General features: G+C 37.9%; 17 protein-coding genes and 1 pseudogene. 7 read left to right on the top strand and 11 right to left on the bottom strand.

Going from position 1 to position 20037, the window contains the following annotated elements:
- Positions 1 to 63: 63 nt before the first annotated feature.
- The 5 genes from HT99x_RS13515 (at position 64) to HT99x_RS13495 (ending at position 4694) form a co-directional block, all read left to right on the top strand.
- Complete coding sequence (locus HT99x_RS13515; RefSeq protein WP_200957091.1) at positions 64 to 978, top strand: cation diffusion facilitator family transporter; 915 nt, start codon at positions 64 to 66, stop codon at positions 976 to 978.
- Positions 979 to 1048: 70 nt separating this feature from the next.
- Complete coding sequence (locus HT99x_RS13510) at positions 1049 to 1864, top strand: helix-turn-helix domain-containing protein (protein WP_075065400.1); 816 nt, start codon at positions 1049 to 1051, stop codon at positions 1862 to 1864.
- Between the two features lie 86 nt (positions 1865 to 1950).
- On the top strand, positions 1951 to 2181 hold the full coding sequence (locus tag HT99x_RS13505; protein ID WP_075065401.1) for a hypothetical protein: 231 nt from the start codon (positions 1951 to 1953) through the stop codon (positions 2179 to 2181).
- Positions 2182 to 2424: 243 nt separating this feature from the next.
- Positions 2425 to 3456, top strand: coding sequence for a UDP-N-acetylglucosamine 4,6-dehydratase (inverting) (gene pseB / locus HT99x_RS13500; RefSeq protein ID WP_075065402.1), 1032 nt, complete (start codon positions 2425 to 2427; stop codon positions 3454 to 3456).
- Positions 3453 to 4694 (top strand): O-antigen ligase family protein, encoded by a 1242-nt coding sequence (locus HT99x_RS13495; protein WP_075065403.1) that lies wholly within the window; start codon positions 3453 to 3455, stop codon positions 4692 to 4694. The genes pseB and HT99x_RS13495 overlap by 4 nt, the downstream gene beginning before the upstream one ends.
- 1070 nt (positions 4695 to 5764) lie before the next feature.
- Here the strand turns inward: HT99x_RS13495 and HT99x_RS16055 are convergent.
- The 8 genes and pseudogenes from HT99x_RS16055 to HT99x_RS13455 form a co-directional block, all read right to left on the bottom strand.
- Positions 5765 to 6364 (bottom strand): annotated as a pseudogene (locus tag HT99x_RS16055) (glycosyltransferase); the annotation flags it as partial.
- A gap of 4 nt (positions 6365 to 6368) precedes the next feature.
- Positions 6369 to 7328, bottom strand: a complete 960-nt coding sequence (locus tag HT99x_RS13485) for a glycosyltransferase (RefSeq protein WP_075065405.1) — start codon at positions 7326 to 7328, stop codon at positions 6369 to 6371.
- A 2-nt stretch (positions 7329 to 7330) separates the two neighbouring features.
- Positions 7331 to 8608 (bottom strand): glycosyltransferase, encoded by a 1278-nt coding sequence (locus HT99x_RS13480; protein ID WP_075065406.1) that lies wholly within the window; start codon positions 8606 to 8608, stop codon positions 7331 to 7333.
- Positions 8605 to 10287 (bottom strand): methyltransferase domain-containing protein, encoded by a 1683-nt coding sequence (locus tag HT99x_RS13475; RefSeq protein ID WP_075065407.1) that lies wholly within the window; start codon positions 10285 to 10287, stop codon positions 8605 to 8607. Before HT99x_RS13475 ends, HT99x_RS13480 begins: the two co-directional genes overlap by 4 nt.
- Positions 10256 to 11659: an ATP-binding cassette domain-containing protein gene (locus HT99x_RS13470; RefSeq protein WP_075065408.1), complete on the bottom strand. Its 1404-nt coding sequence runs from the start codon at positions 11657 to 11659 to the stop codon at positions 10256 to 10258. The genes HT99x_RS13475 and HT99x_RS13470 overlap by 32 nt, the downstream gene beginning before the upstream one ends.
- On the bottom strand, positions 11649 to 12479 hold the full coding sequence (locus HT99x_RS13465) for an ABC transporter permease (protein ID WP_075065409.1): 831 nt from the start codon (positions 12477 to 12479) through the stop codon (positions 11649 to 11651). The genes HT99x_RS13470 and HT99x_RS13465 overlap by 11 nt, the downstream gene beginning before the upstream one ends.
- On the bottom strand, positions 12476 to 13597 hold the full coding sequence (wecB, locus tag HT99x_RS13460) for a non-hydrolyzing UDP-N-acetylglucosamine 2-epimerase (RefSeq protein ID WP_075065410.1): 1122 nt from the start codon (positions 13595 to 13597) through the stop codon (positions 12476 to 12478). Before wecB ends, HT99x_RS13465 begins: the two co-directional genes overlap by 4 nt.
- A gap of 41 nt (positions 13598 to 13638) precedes the next feature.
- The gene (locus HT99x_RS13455; protein WP_075065411.1) at positions 13639 to 14502 is read right to left on the bottom strand and encodes a sugar nucleotide-binding protein; all 864 of its coding nucleotides are present in this window, start codon (positions 14500 to 14502) and stop codon (positions 13639 to 13641) included.
- A gap of 212 nt (positions 14503 to 14714) precedes the next feature.
- Between HT99x_RS13455 and HT99x_RS13450 the strand changes: the two genes are divergently transcribed.
- Complete coding sequence (locus HT99x_RS13450) at positions 14715 to 15332, top strand: HAD-IA family hydrolase (RefSeq protein ID WP_075065412.1); 618 nt, start codon at positions 14715 to 14717, stop codon at positions 15330 to 15332.
- The gene (locus HT99x_RS13445) at positions 15319 to 16218 is read left to right on the top strand and encodes a CPBP family glutamic-type intramembrane protease (RefSeq protein ID WP_075065413.1); all 900 of its coding nucleotides are present in this window, start codon (positions 15319 to 15321) and stop codon (positions 16216 to 16218) included. The genes HT99x_RS13450 and HT99x_RS13445 overlap by 14 nt, the downstream gene beginning before the upstream one ends.
- Positions 16219 to 16365: 147 nt before the next feature.
- Here the strand turns inward: HT99x_RS13445 and HT99x_RS13440 are convergent, their stop codons facing one another.
- From HT99x_RS13440 to HT99x_RS13430, 3 genes are read right to left on the bottom strand one after another with little or no spacing between them, the layout of a single operon-like run.
- Positions 16366 to 17856, bottom strand: coding sequence for an aldehyde dehydrogenase family protein (locus HT99x_RS13440; protein WP_075065414.1), 1491 nt, complete (start codon positions 17854 to 17856; stop codon positions 16366 to 16368).
- Between the two features lie 20 nt (positions 17857 to 17876).
- Positions 17877 to 19157 (bottom strand): CNNM domain-containing protein, encoded by a 1281-nt coding sequence (locus tag HT99x_RS13435; protein ID WP_075065415.1) that lies wholly within the window; start codon positions 19155 to 19157, stop codon positions 17877 to 17879.
- 15 nt (positions 19158 to 19172) lie between these two features.
- The gene (locus HT99x_RS13430; protein WP_158003353.1) at positions 19173 to 19958 is read right to left on the bottom strand and encodes a cytochrome c biogenesis protein CcsA; all 786 of its coding nucleotides are present in this window, start codon (positions 19956 to 19958) and stop codon (positions 19173 to 19175) included.
- Positions 19959 to 20037: the final 79 nt, after the last annotated feature.

Below are 20037 nucleotides of genomic sequence, written 5' to 3'. Positions count from 1 at the left end.
TGATCGTCTGAAAGGACAGTGCTACCTTGAAATAACAACAACTTGGTTAGTGCGACTTTAGATTTGACTAAACATTCTTCTGAAAAGATGGACCCCTTAGTAACCAAAATTGCTTTTGCTAATATTGGTATGAGCATTGTTGTCTTGGGGTTTAAGTATATTGCTTTTCACGTGACAGGAAGTGTGGCGTTTTACTCTGATGCCATCGAAAGCATTGTGAATGTGATTACAGCCATAGCTGCTTTTATTGCCATCAAAATTAGTAGCAAGCCAGCAGATGATGATCATGCCTACGGCCATTCCAAGGCAGAATATTTAGCGGCCTTATTAGAAGGCATCCTTATCTGGGTTGCTTCTTTTACGATTTTACGAGAAGCCTATAAAGCGTTCCTCAATCCACATCCCTTAGATGCACCGATGATGGGTATTGGTATCAGCATTTTAGCCACCTTTTTGAATGGTGCTTGGAGTTGGTTGCTGATTTCCAAAGGCAGAAAAAATCGCTCGCCTGCATTAGAAGCCGATGGTAAACATTTATTAACCGATGTTTATACTTCGGGTGGGGTTATTCTCGGTGTTTTACTGGTAGCGCTCACAGGTTGGCAAAGATTAGATCCTACCTTAGCATCATTAGTTGCATTGCATATTATCTGGTCAGGTTGGGAACTAGTCAGGGATAGCATTAATGGTCTAATGGACAGCTCATTACCGGAAGCTGAATTGAAAAGAATACAAGAGACTATTGCGGCTAATTTAGAGGGAGCGATTGAAATACATCATCTACGTACGCGTGAGGCCGCGCATATGACTTTTATTGATTTCCATTTGGTCGTTAAAGGAGATATGAGTGTCGATAATGCTCATGAAATTTCCCGAAGAATTAAAAATGCTCTAAAAGGTCTACATGCCAATAGTGTAATTTCGATTCATATTGAACCGGAATCTAAACGCAAAAAAGAGGGTAGTTTTACTTCTTGAGCTTTTTGGCACAGCAACGACCTGTTTGCTTGATTAAAATGATACCCATCAATGAAATGGGATAATGCACATGAAAGACACCGATCAAAATCATTTTCTGCAAGCAATGCGCTTTTTTTACGCGAATCTTGATCAAACCATCACATTAGAAGATATTGCAGCAGCAGCAGGAATATCCCTTGCTTCGTTGAAGCGACTTTTTCAAGAAGCAACCAATCAATCCGCAGGCGCCTTTTTGCGACGACTTCGTATGGAATGGGCTTTTCGTAGTTTACAAAACAAGGAAAATTCAGTATTAGAAATCGCACTCAGTGCAGGTTTTGAAAATCATTCTGCTTTTGCTCGCTCATTCAAAAAGTCTTTTGGCTTTTCACCCACTTTTGCTCGAGAGAAGCACAATATTGTATCGGAGTTTGAATCTGTTTCGTTGGAAGATCCTGAAATAATCGAGATCAATGAATTGATCATACAGTCGGTCACTTGCCAAGGTTCCTATTTTGAAGCTGCACCTTTAGCGTGGCAAACGTTGCAATCTCATCTTGGTATGGCGGAGTTAGGAGATGATTTTACCGGGTGTTTTATTGGGATTGGTCATGATAATCCCCACGGGGGAGCAGTTGCTGCTAATCAAGTGAAATTTTCAGCGGGCGTTTCGTTTTTGAAACAAGATCTGCATATTCAAAAACAAACAGTTGCAAAGGGCTTTTATGCCAAATTTCATTATTTTGGAAAATCGAATAATTTGGGGCTTGCTTATCATTATATTTATGGCGCTTGGCCTTTGCATCAAAAAATAAAAAGTCTTCCTGCTTTTATGGTATTTGATGCGTTTCCACAAGCTTTTAAAGAGGAACGAATTGCTATCTATGTTCCCTTAGAGAACTAAGATAAACAGCCTTGTATTAATATACATTCATCTTTTTGCACCTATTTGCCGAATGTTAGTGGGTAGAGAATAAAGGGAGTATACCCATGAAGAAAGCAGCAAGGCTGATTGCACTGACAGGTATGGTTTTTCTGGTTGGTTGTGAAAGCTTAAGTCCTCCACAAATTGATCCTGCCATCATTGAATCCAATGAGATGGATAAAGCACTATTAGTAAATCGTTATCATAATGTGCATTATCTTAATCGGGGTTTTTATCCTAATAGCACTTATCAACGAAGTGGTAGTTTTTATTACCAACGTGGTTATCGTTATTGAGAACTATTGATAACTATTCTAAAGTGAGACAGATTGCTATGGCAACAAATCATAGAAAACTTACTAACCCTGTAAGTGATATCAATTCTATGATTTGTTTCATTTTTTTCACATGCCTACCATAAAATAGTTTGCTTAATCTTATTGACGATCGTACATAATGAATCCTACTATGGATAGTTCTCAGAAAACGGAGAATTAAGATTTTCAGTGCAAACAACAATAATAAGTCAAGGAAGACATATGTTTAATAATCAATCTATCTTAATTACCGGTGGAACAGGTTCATTTGGTAAAGCTTTTATTAAACATATTCTTAAAAATTATAAGCCCAAAAATGTGATTGTTTATTCAAGAGATGAACTTAAACAATTTGAGATGCAACAAGAATTTGAACAGGCAAAAGCGGTTCAATTTTTGATAGGTGATGTTAGAGACGAAAATCGTCTTAGTGCCGCTTGTCATGGTGTTGATTTGGTGGTGCATGCGGCTGCTTTGAAACAAATTCCGACGGCTGAATACAATCCAATGGAATGTATTAAAACAAACATCATTGGTGCACAGAATATTATTAATGTCGCACTCCATCATAAAATCAAAAAGGTGATTGCCTTATCAACCGATAAAGCGGCTAATCCAGCTAATTTATATGGTGCAACCAAACTTGCCGCAGATAGATTATTTGTGGCTGCAAATAATATTGATGTAACAGGACATACCCGCTTTTCCGTGGTGCGTTATGGCAATGTCATGGGTTCAAGAGGTTCTGTAGTCCCTTTATTTAAAAAATTGCTAAGTCAGGGTGCAAAAGAACTCCCCGTGACGGATGCAAGAATGACTCGTTTTTGGATCACCTTAGATCATGGTATCCAATTTGTATCCAAAGCTTTCCAACGCATGCATGGTGGGGAAATTTTTATTCCTAAATTACCCTCATCAACCATTATGGACATTATTTTGGCCTTAGCGCCAGAAGTGAAAGCCAAAATGATTGGGATCCGTGCAGGTGAGAAACTACATGAACTGATGTGCACCAAAGATGATGCAAGAATGACTTTAGAATTTCAGGATCATTACATTGTAAAACCCAGTATTGTTTGCCATTTTCAAGCTGATTATGGAATCAATGCATTAGGGGAACAAGGCCATCCCGTTTGTGAAGGATTCGAATATAGTTCAGAAACCAATCCATGGTTTCTAAGCGTAGACGAAATTCAAACATTATTAAATGAAGAACAAACGGTTAGTCACGCTATATTGGAAACCGTGAATTGATATCAGGTTGTTGCCAAAAAATTTGGGCGAGAGATTATCTTCGTCCAGTCGCCGAATTTCTATTGGTGCTTTTTGCCTTTACCTTACCTCTAGCAACCTCAGCTACATTGATATTAAGCTATAGTATTGTCTTTATATGGTTGGTCGATAAAAATCCGATTGATCGCTGGTTATATACTTTTAACTATCCTTTAATTAAGCCATTACTTTTAATCGCTGCAGTGAATGTTGCGGGTACCAGTTATACTATTGCAAGCTGGGAAGAAGGGAGGTCTGCGTTATATCAAGTTTATCGTTTGAGTTTTATTCCTATTTTTGCATATTACTTACAAGATGCTTCATTTAAATTTAAAAAAACAATTTTATATGCCTTTGTCTTGGCAATGGTTGTTACAGCTATATGTGCCTTCTTGAAGGTCTATGGTGGTGTGCCAATAGGTCAAAGAACCTATGGTAATGATGTTTTTAAAAATCATATCGTGGTCAGTTATTTTATGGCGACTGCCTTGTTTTTATTATGGAGCTGGCTCATTACTCTTAAGCATTATCGTATGGGCTTCATGCTTTTGATTGGGATCTGTTTATTTCATTTTCTCTTTTTGAATACTGGTAGAATTGGTTATGTTGTTGCCAGTATTTATTTTATGGTGTTTGCTTGGCATCGGTATCAGTGGAAAGGGATTTGGGTTAGCAGCTTTATTGTTTGTCTAACAACATTATTAGCCTATCAGTTTTCTAACGTATTTGCTCATCGATTCAATGAATGCTTGTTAGAGTTTGGTTTATATTTACAAGGCACTTCAATTTCTTCCATTGGTGCACGTCTTGATTATGCCACCAATGCAATACAGCTTTTTTTACAACACCCCTTGTTCGGTTTAGGAACGGGTAGTTTCCCCGAAGCCTATGCTTTGCAAGTGGGGCAATTCGGTAAATTAACGGGCGATCCGCATAATCAATATCTCAAAATGGCGGTTGAATTAGGTTTAATGGGGCTCCTTTGTTTGTTTTATCTATTTTACAAACAATGGAAAATGATTCAACAATTAACGGGTTTTGAACTGATTTTAGCAAAAGGCTTATTCTTAGCCTTTTATATCGGCTGCTTCTTTAATTCATGGTTGCATAATTTTACCGAATGCCATTTTTATTTTTTAATGGCAGCGTATTTTACGCCAAGCATGCTGAAAAATGAGCAACCCGTTGTTCATCCTACGTTGGCATCGCAATCTGCTTAATTCAGTAATTCATCTAATTTCCATAGAGCTAAAGATTTATCATTGAAAGCACCATTTTCTTCTGTGCAATTTTCATTGATGATTCGAACAGGTTCAGGAAAATTAAAAGGTGCTAATTGCAAATTTAATGGTCGCCAGAACCCTTCACCTAAATCATCGTTATGTTGTCTGTCAACAAAGGTAGTCGTTAGCAAATACTTGGCGCCAGATGCTTTGAATTGGTGAAGAATCGCAAAGATATCTTGATAAGCTAAATGTACAAAGCAATCTCTTGAAAAGATAAGTTCTGCCTGAGGGATAGAATCTTTAACCAGATTAACACACTTAAATTGGACATTGTCACGAGAATAAAGTGTTTGGTTTTTTTTAATAAGGGCATCAACAATGTCAACACCAATATATTGCGGAATATTTAAAACAATATTTCTCATCCAATACCAATCGCCACAGGGTGCGTCAAGCATAGAAGAAATATTAAATTCAACTAATAGTTTAGGGATGGCTTCACGAATAGTAGCGGTTTGAACAAGATCAGAGCCTTCTCCTGAGCGTGAAATATTGCCGCCAAACAAATTATTTTCATAAACCGTTGAAAATTTATCAGCAAGATTCATTTCTTTTAAATGATCGATAGATGCATTTTGAGCTGGGGTAGCGTAAGAGCGATCTACATTTTTAGTAAAAGATGAGAAGCGAGTTAAAAATTGTTTGATATTACGTCTTGAATAAGGTGAAAACAGTTTTCTCATTGGTTTTACCATATAGTGTAATAAAAACCCTTTCATTAAAATACATTGTGCAAGCATGATTTCTTTCAAAGGAGCTTGAAAACTATTTATGAGTGATAAATAAGCAGATGTTCTGCCCGCAGGGAAAAAGCCACGGTACCACATACTCGAAGCTAATTGGGCGTACCCTAAACCACTTGAACACATCGAGGCCTGTTGTATTTCTGTCAGGCTCAACTGTTTTACAAAATTTGAGAGAAGCTGATTACATTCATCTAATACGATATCTTTCTTTTTTAATGAATCTTGCTCAATATGACTTCTGGCTTTGACCAGGTGTTCACTACAGTGAACAAATGGGAATACTTTAGCAATTCTAAACCACATATCATAATCTTGAGTTGTGCGAAGTTGTTCATTAAATAAGCCACATTCCTGGAAGGCTATTTTGGGGATGAGTAGGGTGCAACCATGTAGACAATTTTCAAAAGTTATCCAATGACGAAATTGAAAAGGCGAAACACCTTTCATTTTGCACAAAATATCTTTATCGGGATCGGTAGTAAAAACCGAATAATCTCCATAGAGTACAGCTCTTGGATTATTGAGGGCTGCTAAAGTCTTTATTTGTGTTTCAATTTTCGTATTCAGATACAAATCATCATGGCTTAACCAGGAAAAATAATCGCCTGTCATTTTAGCAATGCCTAAGTTTAAAGCAGAAGCTACACCACCATTAGATTTGCTAATGTATCGTATTTTATTGCCATAACCTTCTGCAATCGCTTCGGTTTGTCCATTGTCATTAGAGCCGTCGTTAATCACAAGGATTTCGATATTTTTATACGTTTGAGCAAGTGCGCTATCAATCGCTTCTGTTAAATAATTAACACCATTATAAACTGGAATAATGATAGATACTTTGGGTGAAAAATGTTCCATGTTTTTATGATACCTTTGAATGGCGTAAACCAAATCGGATTATTCTTTTTTTAAGATATTGCCAACAATAGGAGGCAATCTTTCTTTTTGAAATTTTATATAAAGGCCAGTAAAAGTATGCGCGCTTTAGCAATTTGTAACCTAATGGTTCCCAGCCGGGCACACTCAGTAAAGCACTTGCGTAGTAATGATAAAGTCCACCTAATCTTCTATAAAGTTCAAATGTAGACAAATATTTCTTATCTTCTTTAAGAATTTTTCTGGTGTAATAATGAACCGAATGAACAATTTGCTGAGGATTTTGCGATAATAAATGATTGTCAGAATGGGTTCTTAACTGGCAAGTCAAATTATCAATAGCATCAATGCGCGTTATTTTTGAAATGCGTCGCCAAAAGTCAGTATCTTCAAAGCGAACCATTTTTTCATCAAAGCCATTAACTTTCAATAATATTTCTTTTCTTAGCATTACTGTCGGTAATGTAATGGTGACAGGAACAAAAAAAGCAATTTTTTTGTAGATATGTCCCGATGTCGTTGCTTGATAGATATGCGATAATAAATGATTATGTTCATCAATGCACTGAGCAGATGTATATATCATTCCTGTTTTCAAATGCTTATCTAAATAAGCAACTTGTAATTGAAGTTTATGAGGCAAATAAAGATCATCTGAATCAAGGAAAGCGATATACTCCCCTTTGACCAAGTTAAGAGCGATATTGCGCGCATAAGATCTACCATGATTACCTTGATAAATATAATGTAATCTAGGATCGTTGAATTCAGCAACCATTGATGCTGTATCATCGGTTGAGCCATCATCGACAATGATTAATTCAAAATCTTGATAGGTTTGTTTAAAAACACTGGCGATAGCTTGCTGTAAAAAGGTTTTGCGATTATAAGTTGCAATGATAATGCTAACTCTTGGCTTTGGAATGTTAAGATTTGATTGAGTCAAGATTATGTGCCTATTTCTTCAAATATTTTATGATAGATTGCAACTTCTTTTTCGCGGATGATGTTTTTATCGAGCCTTTCTGAAACCGTCGTCCAATTTAGTAAAGCTGCGGTGTCAACAAGCGCATCATCCAATAAAGCTTTGTTTAAACAGTTGGTTATATGTGAAACATTATCCGGAGGAATACTAAATCCTGTTTTACCATCTTCAATCCATTCATCGCAACAAGCGGTATTGGTTTGTATTGGAAACGTTCCCATTGCCATCGCCTCTAACATTGATGTACTAATAGCATCTGAAATGCTGACACCTAAATAAATTCGTGCTTTAGAAAAGAGTACCAGCATTTCATCATGGCTTAATTGCAACGGTGTGTAAGTGGTTATATTCAATTGATATAAAGACTTGATTTCTTCGATACGTGCAAAAATTTCAACCGACGCTGAATAGACAATAATATGATAATTTTTTACGTGCTCTATACAACCAATTAATGCCTCAAGTGCGGTTAATGCTCTTCCAGCAAAATGTTGATATCCCTTTATCATAATGATATTTCTTGAAGAAGGCTTTATCTCATTACGTAAAGTTGAAATTTTTTCGAGATCAAAACCGCCGGTATTGGTTAATAAAAACGGGTCTTTAGTGACTAGTCCCAGGCCTTGAGCAAGTTTTATATCACGATGGCATTCGCAAGAATAATAATCGATTGCTTGTAACAAGCGGGTGATTTGTTTTTCGTGATCAGGAAAATTCTTAAAATAATAAATATCGCTTCCCCAATTGGTTGCTAACCATTTAGGGAAATATTTGCGATGAATTTCTTCTTTTGCTTTGAGGACGGTATATCCAGCATGTTGGAACTCCATGGAATGAATAAGATCCGGTTTTAATTTTTTTATGAGACGTGCTAAAACCCGAGGACCATAAGCTGCTTGTGTTGTTATATTAGATTCACCGAGTGGCTTGGTTCTTATTCCTAACAATTTATGTTCATATTTGGGCGTCACAGGAATAGGGTAGATAGAACGAATAGGTAACGTGTTTTTATCCTTATTTTTAGACTTAGAAAAGTAAGAGGAAACTAACCTTCGAAAAATTCCTTTAGATTGAAATGGAATCCATGGGCGATGAATCGTTATCCCTCTCATAATAGGATGAGGAGCTGCAGGATAGACAGGGAAAAAATGCAGATCCCATCCTTGATCAGCAATAAGCTCAATCCACCTGGCAGTATGAGGGCTATCAATAATTCCTACAAATAAGATCCGAGGTTTCATGATGCTGTTTCTTGTTTAGCTAGGCTGAGAAAGTTCAATTTTTTTAAAAATTTAACAAAACGTATACTTTTTGAATTTAGAATGGCTTGATATGCAGTTTGCCAGCTTTTAATTGTTCTTTCATGTTGCTGATTTAAAATATTTAAAGAATCGACTTGATTATTTAAATATTTAATTTGGTTATTTAAATAATTGGTTTGATTATTTAATTCACTTTCTAGTGTTTGGTTTATTTGCTCCAATGATTGTATTTTATCATATAACCCATTACATTCTTGGTCCTTTGTCACATATTGTTGTTGATAGCCGATATTTTCTTTATGTAATCGATGCGAATCAAAAGCAGAAAAAATAGGTATACGAAGTTTTCCTAATTTTTCAGGTGTTGGACAATGTTTGGGGTTGCAATCTCTAATCGCAAAAAAGGCTCCAAAAGGCTTTTTAAGTGATAAGCCATTAGCATCCGCAGCATGAAAATCATTACAAATGTACATTGCCCAATCTGTGCCAAAATCTGCCGGAGTCCATCCGGAAATGTGCTCTTGAAGTTTGCCACCATTTAATCCCCAAGCATCTTCTTCATGAACATGTTGTGGCATAAATCCTAAAGGGGTAAATATCACAATTTGTTCTCTTGCAACACGTTCACACGCTTGAATGATTTTTAAACCTTCTTCTTTATTAATATGTTCTATGACGTCAAGTAAGAAAATACTATCTACCGATTGATCGGCAAGTTGTGTCAGAGCCTGTAAGGCGTTTTGCTGGAGAGAAATAACACTTTTATCGCCACTATTTCGATAAGTTAAAATATCAATATATTCTTGATGTGGCTCAACTAAGATGTGCAGCTTTGGTTTGAAATAATTCATAGGCCGAATACCGCAGCCAATATCTAAAACAACATCACTTTCTTTGATGGCCTTTTCTACAGCATTAAGTAATTCTATTGGTTTTTCAAAATAATGTTTTTTCTTAATGACCTTATCAAGATTGAGTGTTTCTAACTCATTGTTATTGATGGGAGCTATCGGAAAATTAAACAAGCTACTTACTTTAGGCAATTTAGGATCGCTAATGACTATCATGATCATGTTGGGTTTTTGAGGCTTTTGATCTTGAAGATAAATGCGGCCTTCTAAGTCTTCATAGAATATTTCAATATTATCAAGATGAGCAAAATCATCTTCTTTGATGCCGGTTAACACATGATGTTCATTGCCGGGTGTTTCATCATAAGGAACATCTATCATAATACGATGATTAAATTTAATTTTTTCAATCAATTTCAAACCATGTGGCACATGTTCTAAAACACCTCTTGATACCACATAATCATATAAAGCCATATTAGGCATGAATGTAGATAAATCATCTATAATATATTCAACATTATTTCGATAATAATATTGATTGGCAAAAATTTCACATTCGGGGCTAATATCAACGCCAGTGATTTTGCTTCGAGGTAAACTAGACAATATAGCTGTACCATATCCGCAGCCAAAGCCTAGATCAATAATGGATATGTCATCTCGATTTTTTTGAGAGTCAGATTGCATGACATTGTAAAAAAAGACATAAGAGCTTCTATGTCTCACTAATTCACTATCATCGTGCGAAATATATGGAATTAATCGTTCGCCATTATTGTAAATCAATTGCTGTAGTTTGTTCATTCTCAATTCCGTTTTGATTTAATAGAATCATTTTATAATCGATGGCAATTGTGCCAAAAACATTCCTTTGCGATTTTAGAATTTTTAAAAGCATAAAGCAGTCATACCATTTCAATTGTACATGATGAGATAAATTGCCAAACGCAATGGCTGCAGTTAAAAAATAATCGCCCTCGGCAAGAATGGGAGTTTTGATAGAAAATTCAACAGTACAGCAGGTGTCTTTAAAACAATCTATTTGTAAACCAATATCAAAACCATTGCAGCCATAAATATAGCTTCCTTTTTTGTCTGCCAGTGAAATACCGACGGTGATATTTTTTTCTCTAATTCCTTCAAGTAATTGTTGTTGTAACACAGCGATTTCCCATGAAAATTGGCAACGGATTTTAATCTCTTGTCCTTGAGGAATGACATTACCTTCATGTAGGCCGCTAATTTTTAAATAGTTTATCTGGGCTCCACCAATGCCAAATGTGTAGCAATTCATTTTTTCGGGCTCAAGATATATTGTATGTTGAGTTAATTTCGGATTTTGGATCACTGTTTTGATAAAATGTGTGGAATTAGCATCAGATTGCTCTGTTTCAGATGTTATTGAATACTTGTCTGGAAATAACAATGATAAATACTGAGACGTAGCCGCTTTTGCATCACTTTGCAGAATTAATTGTCCATAATTAAGAACAAGCCCGACATCACAGAATGAGCGAACCATTTCGGTAGAATGAGAAACAAATAAAATGGTAGTCCCTTTTTCTTTTAATTCATCTAAACGCTTAAAACATTTCAACTGAAACTTCGCATCGCCAACTGCTAGGGCTTCATCAATAATTAAAATATCAGGCTCAACTGCCATTTGCACGGCAAAAGCTAAGCGCAGCATCATGCCGCTGGAATAGGTTTTTACGGCTCGCTCAAGGTGCTCGCCTATATCAGCAAAGGCCGCGATCTGATCGAATTTTTGTTCAATGGCTTGATTCGACAATCCCAGTAAACTGCCGTTTAAATGAACATTTTCACGACCTGTGAAGTCAGGGTTAAATCCTGAGCCTAATTCAATTAAGGACCCAATATTACCCTGAACGCGAATATGGCCATAGGTGGGGGTTAAGATCCCATTAATTAATTGTAATAGCGTACTTTTGCCACTACCATTTTGTCCTAAAATGCCAACGCTTTGACCTTTTTTGACTTCAAATGAAATATGTTGAAGTGCCCAGAAGGGTTCATAATAATTTCGTAAAGGCTTCTTAAGAGCGTTTTGGATTTTAGGGTAAATAAATTGTTTCAGTCTATCCTGAGGTTGTTTATAGATTTCAAAACACTTACCAATGTCATCTACTTGGATAACGGTTTCATCAGAGCACATCGGCAAACCCTTTGCGCGTTTTTTGAAAAGTGTAAAAGCCGAGCCATGCTATAACAATACTGACAAGATAATACATTCCTAAAGCATATAAATTCGGCATTTCGCTAAATAATAAAACCTTTCTTGATTCATCGATAATGAGGGTAAGCGGATTAAGCTGAGCGATGATTCTGATATTTTCAGGTAACATCGACAAAGAATAAAAGACGGGTGAAACAAATAATAAAATAGAAGTCATAATGCCGGTTGTTTGACTAATATCGCGCAGATAGACACCAGTTGCGGCTAAAAACCAAGAGACTCCCATCACAAGCAGTAAGAAAGGGAAAATAATAAAAGGTACAAAGAGAATGGTCAAAGTGATATTACCTTGTAGAACGACTTGTGCGAGTAATAAAATAACAAAACTGATCATGGCATTAAATAAGGCACTTCCTAAGGCAATCCAAGGCAGCACTTCTAAAGGGAAGATAATCTTTTTAACAAAGTTCAAGTTGGTGACAATAAGTTGCGGGGCACGATTAATGCACTCTGCAAATAATCCATGAATAATTAAGCCAACGAACAGGATAACGGCATATTCTGCATGGTTATTTTGCTGCTCAATTCCCCAGCGTGCCTTAAAGACAACGGAGAAAAAGAACGTGTAGACAGCCAGCATAATTAATGGCGTGACAAATGACCAAGCTAAGCCCAAGATTGAACCACGATAGCGTGCTAACAGTTCACGCTTTGTCATTTGAAATATGATTTGTTGGTTACGAATTAGACAAGCAAACATTTCTTTGAATGATATTTTAAAATCAGCATGTGGATTCATTTAGACCACACCACCCGATTCACAAAGGGAATATAACTTAAAACAATCGTTAATATTTTTTTGGAAACAATACCATAATCATAATCGGGGACTCGCTTTCGATATTCCTTTTCTGTATGCGTAGCACAGATAACATTAATCGCTTCTAAAACATTGGGCGCTTTCAAGCCGCTCATGATTAAGGTGCCCACATCCATGCCTTCTGGGCGTTCATGGGCATTGCGAATGGTAATCGCAGGCAGAGAAAGCAGCGATGCTTCTTCGGTGATAGTGCCACTATCCGATAAAATACATTTCGCATTTAATTGTAACTTGACATAATCGGTAAAACCAAATGGTTTGAGAAATTGAATGCGACTATCAAGATGATTCGTCTCGCATTTTTCAAGACGCATCCTGGTTCGAGGATGAGTCGATACCACAATCGGCATATGATATGTGGTTGCGATACAATTAAGCGTTTCTAGTAGATCATAAATATTTTGTGGGCTGTCGACATTCTCTTCTCGATGCGCACTGACTAAAAAGTATTTCTTTGGCGTTAATTGTAAATCACTCAGAATGGTTGAATCATTTATTTTAGGCATATAATAATCAAGCACTTCTTGCATATGTGAACCGGATTTAATAATCCTATCGGCAGGGAATCCTTCGGCAAGTAAATGCCGTCTGGCATGCTCAGATAACACGATGTTAATGTCACTCAGATGGTCAACAATTTTTCGATTGGATTCTTCCGGGACGCGTTGATCAAAACAGCGATTACCTGCCTCCATATGAAAAATGGGGATTTGCCTCTTTTTAGCGGCGATGATGCAAAGGCAAGAATTGGTATCTCCATAAATTAATACCGCATCAGGTTGTTCTTTTTCTAAAAGCTTATCGGTTTCTTGTAAGACTTTGGCAATGGTATTAATGGTATGACTACAATTTGCCTCAAGGAAATAATCAGGTTTTCTGATTTCTAAATCGTCAAAAAAAATTTGATTTAATTCATAATCTGAATTTTGACCGGTATGCACTAAAATATGTTGTGTGTGTTTATCCATCTCATGAATAACACGGCTCATTTTGATGAGCTCTGGGCGTGTACCAATAATGGTCATTACTTTTGGCATTCTCTAATCCTTGAGTTAATGCGCTCTAATAGAAATTTTAACTAGGTGAACTCATATGAGAAATGATTCATACGTTTAATCAATTCTGGCCATGAGGGTGCAACATAACCGGTTATGCCGTTGAATAAATCCGCATTTAATGAACGATCGATGGCAACTTTAGAATCACGAATAATATCGATGGTTTTATGGTAAGTTGCCGCTATTAACTGGAGTAAATCATGTTTATTAATCGGGTTGCCGGCAATATGATAAAGCCCGGTTAAATCGGGATGTTCTTGAATGACTTTACGGATCACTTCTGCTAATTCAATGGTGGGCAATCCTGAAAAAATGGCCTTTTCATAGCCAAGCACTTTATCTTTTTGTGCTAAAAACCAATTAACGAGGCTTTTGTTGGTTGTCAATTCATGGCCAATGATGGAGGTGCGCAAAGTAATGGCATGTGAATCGTAAACTTCGCCTAGCAACTTTGAGCGCCCATAAACATCGGTGGCATCAGGCGTATCATTTTCTAGATAAAGACCTTTTTTGCCTGAAAAAACACAATCGGTACTAATATGAATAAAGCGACAACGCATGAGCTTGCATAATTGCGATAATTGATGCGGCAGATAAGCATTGATAGCAATCGCCTTGAGAGGCTCATTCGCTTGCGGTAATTGCTTAATGAGTCCAATACAATTAATCACGACATCAGGCTTTGTTTGGATAAATGCGTTGATCAAGGATTCATTATTTTCAGCATTGATATCGGTAATAAGTTTTGTTTGTAATTCAGAAAAATACTTTGTAGCAGAAGTGCTACGTGCGGTGGCATAAACATCAAAATCAGTATTTTTTGATAGTGTTCTAAATAAAGTGCTACCCAGCATCCCTGTCGCACCAAAAATTAAAATCTTCATCCTAATGACTTCTTATGGTAACGAGATTAAGCAATGAAATTACACTAGAAGTGTTTGAATTGCAAAGAAATGTTCGGTATTTAAAAACGCGAAATGGTCATTGAGTGCTGTGGTTCTTAACTATTAAGGATGCTTTATAACTGCATGATAAAACCATTGCGATAAATAACGTTTGAGAATTAAACTAACCATTATTCTTCTTAATCTATTCTATGAATATGGCGATTCAAAATATTGTTTTTGATGTGGGGAATGTACTGGTACGCTGGGATCCTTACACTATTACTCAAACGGTTTTTCCAGAGCATGATGATGTTTTAACGTTGATGCAATCTATTTTTAGACATCAAACGTGGCTTGATCTGAATCTGGGAAGCATTACTGAGCAACAAGCGATACTGCATTATCATCAACGTTTACAAATTGAGACTACTCGCTTGGAGCTGCTCCTACAAGTTGTGAAAGAATCCTTATTACCGATCCCAGGTGCTGCAGAATTATTGCAACGCTTGCATGATAAAGCTTTCAATTTATATGCATTAACAGACAACACGCACGATATTATGGCGTATTTAAAAGCCAAATATCGTTTTTGGCCCTTATTTAAAGGGATTGTTGTATCGGCTGAAATTGGCCATTTAAAACCATCAAAAGAAATATACCATTATCTGTTGGAACATTATCAACTGAATGCGCATGAGACACTCTTTATCGATGATCTAGCATTAAATGTAGCGGGTGCGAAAGCGGTAGGGATAGAAGCCATTCAGTTTGTCAACACAGAACAATGTATTGAAGCATTAAGGGACTTACAAATTGACACTCAATGATTTTTCTTGCTTTTTACTGATGTTTGATCGTGTGTCGCTTGCGGCCTATGTCATGTTTGTGATCATGCTTTTATCTTTCTATTGGGTAAAACATCATTTTCTGCGGGGCGCTATTTTTCTAGTCTTCCTCATTTTGGCATGGTATGCAGGTCGTTTAGAATGGATAGCTTTACCGATAGTCATCGTTATGGGCGCTACTTTTTATTATGGTTTTAATGGCCAGCGCAAAATCAGACGAGGGCTATGTTTTACGCTCGCTGTGTTATTTTCGCTAGCGATGTTAACGTTGCGACTACCTGGGATTGAGAATTGGCGAGTCATCGATAAAATGATATTAACGCCGGATGCCATTCCTTACACCATGTATTTGAATTTTGATAAATCATTCATTGGCCTCTTTTTTATTTGGTTTAGTGTTTACTCACTGGCGAATGGCGGGCGTTGGGCTAAGGTGTTAAAAAAAGGATGCGTAACAGGATTGTGTGCGGTGTTGGTTTTAATGCCACTGTCTTTTGCTTTGGGTTATGTTAAATTCGATTTAAAGATCACTTCCTTCTTTTTTCTGTGGGCAGTTCATAATCTCTTTTTTACTTGCTTTGCAGAAGAGGCGTTTTTTCGTGGCATGATTCAACGCTTTCTTCAGTTTCGCTTGCAAAATGTGACTTATGGTAAATGGATTTCAATTGCCTTAGCGGCCATCTTATTTGGTGCTGCTCATTATCCAGGAGGCCTGCGATATGTGTTGTTAGCAACGGTAGCCGGGGTATTTTACGGTTATGCCTTTATGAAGACCGAGAAAATTGAAGCAAGTATCGCGGCTCACTTTATAGTGAACACGGTTCATTTTGTTTTCTTTACCTATCCGGCTTTGAAATCAGCGATGTAGTCTTCGCACATAAACTTTGAGCGTTGTTGCCTTCGGAATCTCGCAATCCTCATGTACTTTTATGTACACTCCAGTTGCTCGCTCCTTGGCGCCTAGCTCAAAATTCATGTGCTGTGACTAAGTAGATGGGAAAGGGGCACCCATTCCCTATTTCAATCGCATAATAAAAGGATTGGGTACCTCAGTAGCCGTTGAGATCCAAACGCATTTGGGTTGTAAGTATTGGTAAATGGCTTCTTGGCCACTTTCTCGTCCGATGCCGGATTGTTTATAGCCACCAAAAGGTGACATAAAACTTAACGTACGATAGGTATTCACCCAAACGGTCCCCGCTTGCAGACGCTTGCTCAGATTGAGTGCCCGTTGCATATTTTGTGTCCAAAGACCGGCGGCAAGACCATAAATCACATTATTCGCGAGATAAACGGCTTCTTCTTCATCTTCAAAAGAAATCACACTCAGCACCGGGCCAAAAACTTCTTCCTGTGCAATACGCATGTTATTGTTAACGCTGGTGAAAATCGTCGGCTCGATAAACCAACCATCACCACATTCTGGTCGTGTTGCTTTGCTTCCACCTAAAACACACTTTGCCCCTTCGGCTTTAGCAATGTCTAAATAGCTTAATATTTTTTCATATTGGGGTTTGGTGGTAACAGGCCCTACTTGGGTTTCATAAGAGAGGGGGTTACCCATTTTAGCGGTTTTGGCAATCGCCACCACTTTTTCAACAAATTCATCATGAATGGATTTTTCGACTAATAGACGAGACCCTGCGATACAGGTTTGACCCGTAGCGGCGAAAATGCCAGAAATGACGCCTTTGGCTGCATTTTCTAAATGGGCTTCTTTGAAAACAATATTCGGAGATTTGCCACCCAGTTCTAAGCTCACCTTTTTAAGATGAGTCGCCGCTTGTTGATAGATATGTTTACCGGTTTGTGTGCCGCCTGTAAAAGCAATTTTAGCGACTAAGGGATGAGCTGTTAGGGTATCGCCTACCTCTTGACCGGTCCCTGATACCACATTAAAAACCCCAGGGGGGAAACCTGCTTGTTCAACTAATTTCGCAAATTCAAACGCCGATGCTGAGGTAAATTCAGAAGGCTTCAGAACGAAAGTATTACCTGCTGCGAGTGCGGGTGCTAATTTCCAAATCATCAAAAGTAGTGGTGAATTCCAAGGCGTAATAGCACCGATAACACCGAGTGGTTCATAGAGTGTAAAATTGAACATGTCTGCTTTATCGATGGGAAGGACTTGCCCTTCAATTTTATCAGCAAGGCCTGCATAGTAATAAAGCCATTGAGGAAGATAGTGAAGCTGTGCTGACATTTCCGCAATCAGTTTGCCATTATCGGTTACTTCAATTTGGGCAAGGTGTTCTGCATGTTGTGAGACAATATCGCCTAATTTTCGTAGCAAGGCACCGCGGGCGGTTGCATTCATTTTCGGCCATTCACCTTGAGTAAAGGCAAGATGTGCCGCTTCAATCGCCTGATTCATATCATTAGCATTGCCACGTGGGATTAAACACCATGGCTTTGCCGTATAAGGATTGATTGATTCAATAAAATCATTGTTGCTAGGTGGGCACCATTTGCCGTTAATATAGTGCTGGTAATGTGGTAAACCCATTTCTTATACTCCCTGTCAGTTTAGGCATTTTCGCGGTGAATGGGCGGAAACACTTTAATAGTTTTGATTCGATTATCTTGAACATGTACCACTTCAACAGGAATGTTACCAATCAAGCAGCAGGTGCCTTCTTCAGGGATGGTTTGTAAATGTTCAATCACAATCCCATTCATGGTTTTGGCATCAGAGCTAGGGAATTTCCAGTCAACAATGCGATTAAACTCGCGAATGGTAATACTGCCCTCGACCAAGTAAGAGCCATCTTCTTGGGCCAAAATGGCTAAATAAGCCTCAGACATATCGGTCGTAAATTCACCCACGATTTCTTCCAAAATATCTTCTAAGGTAATCAGTCCAATAATATCGCCATATTCATCAACTACTAGCGCAAAACGTTCTTTGGCATGCTGGAAATTAATGAGCTGCTTAGTGAGTGAGGTTCCTGTTGGAATGAAAAAGGCTTCATCTAAAGAGTCACGTAATTTTTCTTCGCAGAAATGTTCATTGGTATCAATAATAAGGTGTAAGGCTTTTTTCGCGTGCAGTATCCCAATTAAATTATTTAGATCGCCTTCATAGACTGGCAAGAAAGTATGTTGTGTATTGGCTAATTGGCCAACGATTGCTTCCCAATCATTTTCAAGATCAATGCCAGTGACATCATTGCGCGGTACCATAATGTCATCAACGGATACTTTTTCGAGATCTAAAATGCTGAGTAACATCTTGCGATGTTTCGAAGGAATTCGTCCGGTTGCTTCATGGACAACGGTACGTAATTCTTCGCGGGTAATGCCTTGCTCGATTCCCACTTGTGAGAGTGAAACCCCACATAACCGCAAAAAGCCATTAGAAACCGCATTAACAGCCCAGACTATCGGATAGAGCAATTTTAAAATGAATTGTAAAAATAGGGAGCTTGGGAAAGCGGCTTTTTCGGGGTAGAGCGTTGCCCAGGTTTTAGGAGAGACTTCCGCGAATATGAGCAGAACAAACGTTAAGATAATGTCGGCAACAATAACACCCATTTTCTCGCCAAAAAAATCAACCCCAATTAAAGTGCCGATTGAAGAGGCTGAAATCGTAATGAAAGTGTTACCCATGAGAATAACACCAAATAATCTGTCAGGGCGTTCTAATAATTCAGAAACTCTTTTCGCCCCTTTAGAGACTTTAACTAAATGTTTCAAGCGATAACGATTGACAGACAAGATCCCTGCTTCTGCTAATGAGAAAAAGGCGAGTAAGCAGATGAGAATACAGAGGATGACTAACAAAGCCGTGTTGCTTGTTTGAATCAACGTTGAGATCTCCTATCAGAATAATAACGCTTTTGTGCCAAAATAAGATAACAAAGCGAAGGTAGTACCACTTAAAGTCCAGCGAATGGCTGTCGGTCCGCGCCAGCCAAAACGATAGCGTCCTAATAATAAAGAAACGAGTAATACCCAAGCACACAGTGCAAGAATAATTTTAGGCAACAAATGTGAGGTTAATAAAGGCCCTTGATAGAAAAAGCCACTGAGTAAAGAGCCTGAAAAGAATAAGACGCCACACCAAATGATATAAAAGAGTAAGGTTTCCATGGCTTGCAAAGGAGGCAAGATATGTAAAATGGCGGAAGGTTTATGATGTTTCAGCAGATGATTTTGTAAACCCATAAAAATGGCTTGAAGACTGGCGAGCAATAAGAGGCTAATGGCAAACATAGAAATAAAGATATGCGCCAGGACACCGGGATGGGCTTTGGTATCCATGATATCGCTACCGGCAAAATGCATGACCAAGGCGAGTGATATGGCACTCAATGGAAACGTAAGAGAGCTTAAATTGGCAACCTGTGCTCGAAAGGAGGCTATTAGCGTGATGATGTTCATCAACCAAAGGGTAAAAGAGAGCATACACAACCAATAAAGGTTTTGGCCTTCTGGCATTTCGATATAGCGATACAAAAGCCAACCATGGCCGCTAAGCGCGAGAAAGGAACCTACACGGTATTGCCAACGGGGAAAAGTGAGGCGCCCAAACAAATGAAATCCTTGCGCGAGGGCAATACTGATGTAAAGTAAGAAAGTTAGTATTCCAATATTTTCTAAATTCATAGACAATAGCCATATAAATATTGCCGAAATCATCGCATAGCTGGCCCATCGAATGCTATGCTTGCGACCGACGCATATT

This window comes from Candidatus Berkiella aquae, assembly GCF_001431295.2.
GTDB lineage: Bacteria > Pseudomonadota > Gammaproteobacteria > Berkiellales > Berkiellaceae > Berkiella > Berkiella aquae.
Note: the sequence above shows the minus strand (reverse complement) of the source record. Positions and strands in the feature narration are given on the sequence as shown.

What these genes read in the sequence shown, in the direction of transcription:
- HT99x_RS13510 (WP_075065400.1), top strand. Translation starts at nt 1,049, where the DNA reads ATGAAAGACACCGATCAAAATCATTTTCTGCAAGCAATGCGCTTTTTT.
- HT99x_RS13505 (WP_075065401.1), top strand. Translation starts at nt 1,951, where the DNA reads ATGAAGAAAGCAGCAAGGCTGATTGCACTGACAGGTATGGTTTTTCTG.
- pseB (WP_075065402.1), top strand. Translation starts at nt 2,425, where the DNA reads ATGTTTAATAATCAATCTATCTTAATTACCGGTGGAACAGGTTCATTT.
- HT99x_RS13480 (WP_075065406.1), bottom strand. Translation starts at nt 8,608, where the DNA reads ATGAAACCTCGGATCTTATTTGTAGGAATTATTGATAGCCCTCATACT.
- HT99x_RS13475 (WP_075065407.1), bottom strand. Translation starts at nt 10,287, where the DNA reads ATGAACAAACTACAGCAATTGATTTACAATAATGGCGAACGATTAATT.
- HT99x_RS13470 (WP_075065408.1), bottom strand. Translation starts at nt 11,659, where the DNA reads ATGTGCTCTGATGAAACCGTTATCCAAGTAGATGACATTGGTAAGTGT.
- HT99x_RS13465 (WP_075065409.1), bottom strand. Translation starts at nt 12,479, where the DNA reads ATGAATCCACATGCTGATTTTAAAATATCATTCAAAGAAATGTTTGCT.
- wecB (WP_075065410.1), bottom strand. Translation starts at nt 13,597, where the DNA reads ATGCCAAAAGTAATGACCATTATTGGTACACGCCCAGAGCTCATCAAA.
- HT99x_RS13455 (WP_075065411.1), bottom strand. Translation starts at nt 14,502, where the DNA reads ATGAAGATTTTAATTTTTGGTGCGACAGGGATGCTGGGTAGCACTTTA.
- HT99x_RS13450 (WP_075065412.1), top strand. Translation starts at nt 14,715, where the DNA reads ATGAATATGGCGATTCAAAATATTGTTTTTGATGTGGGGAATGTACTG.
- HT99x_RS13440 (WP_075065414.1), bottom strand. Translation starts at nt 17,856, where the DNA reads ATGGGTTTACCACATTACCAGCACTATATTAACGGCAAATGGTGCCCA.
- HT99x_RS13430 (WP_158003353.1), bottom strand. Translation starts at nt 19,958, where the DNA reads ATGAATTTAGAAAATATTGGAATACTAACTTTCTTACTTTACATCAGT.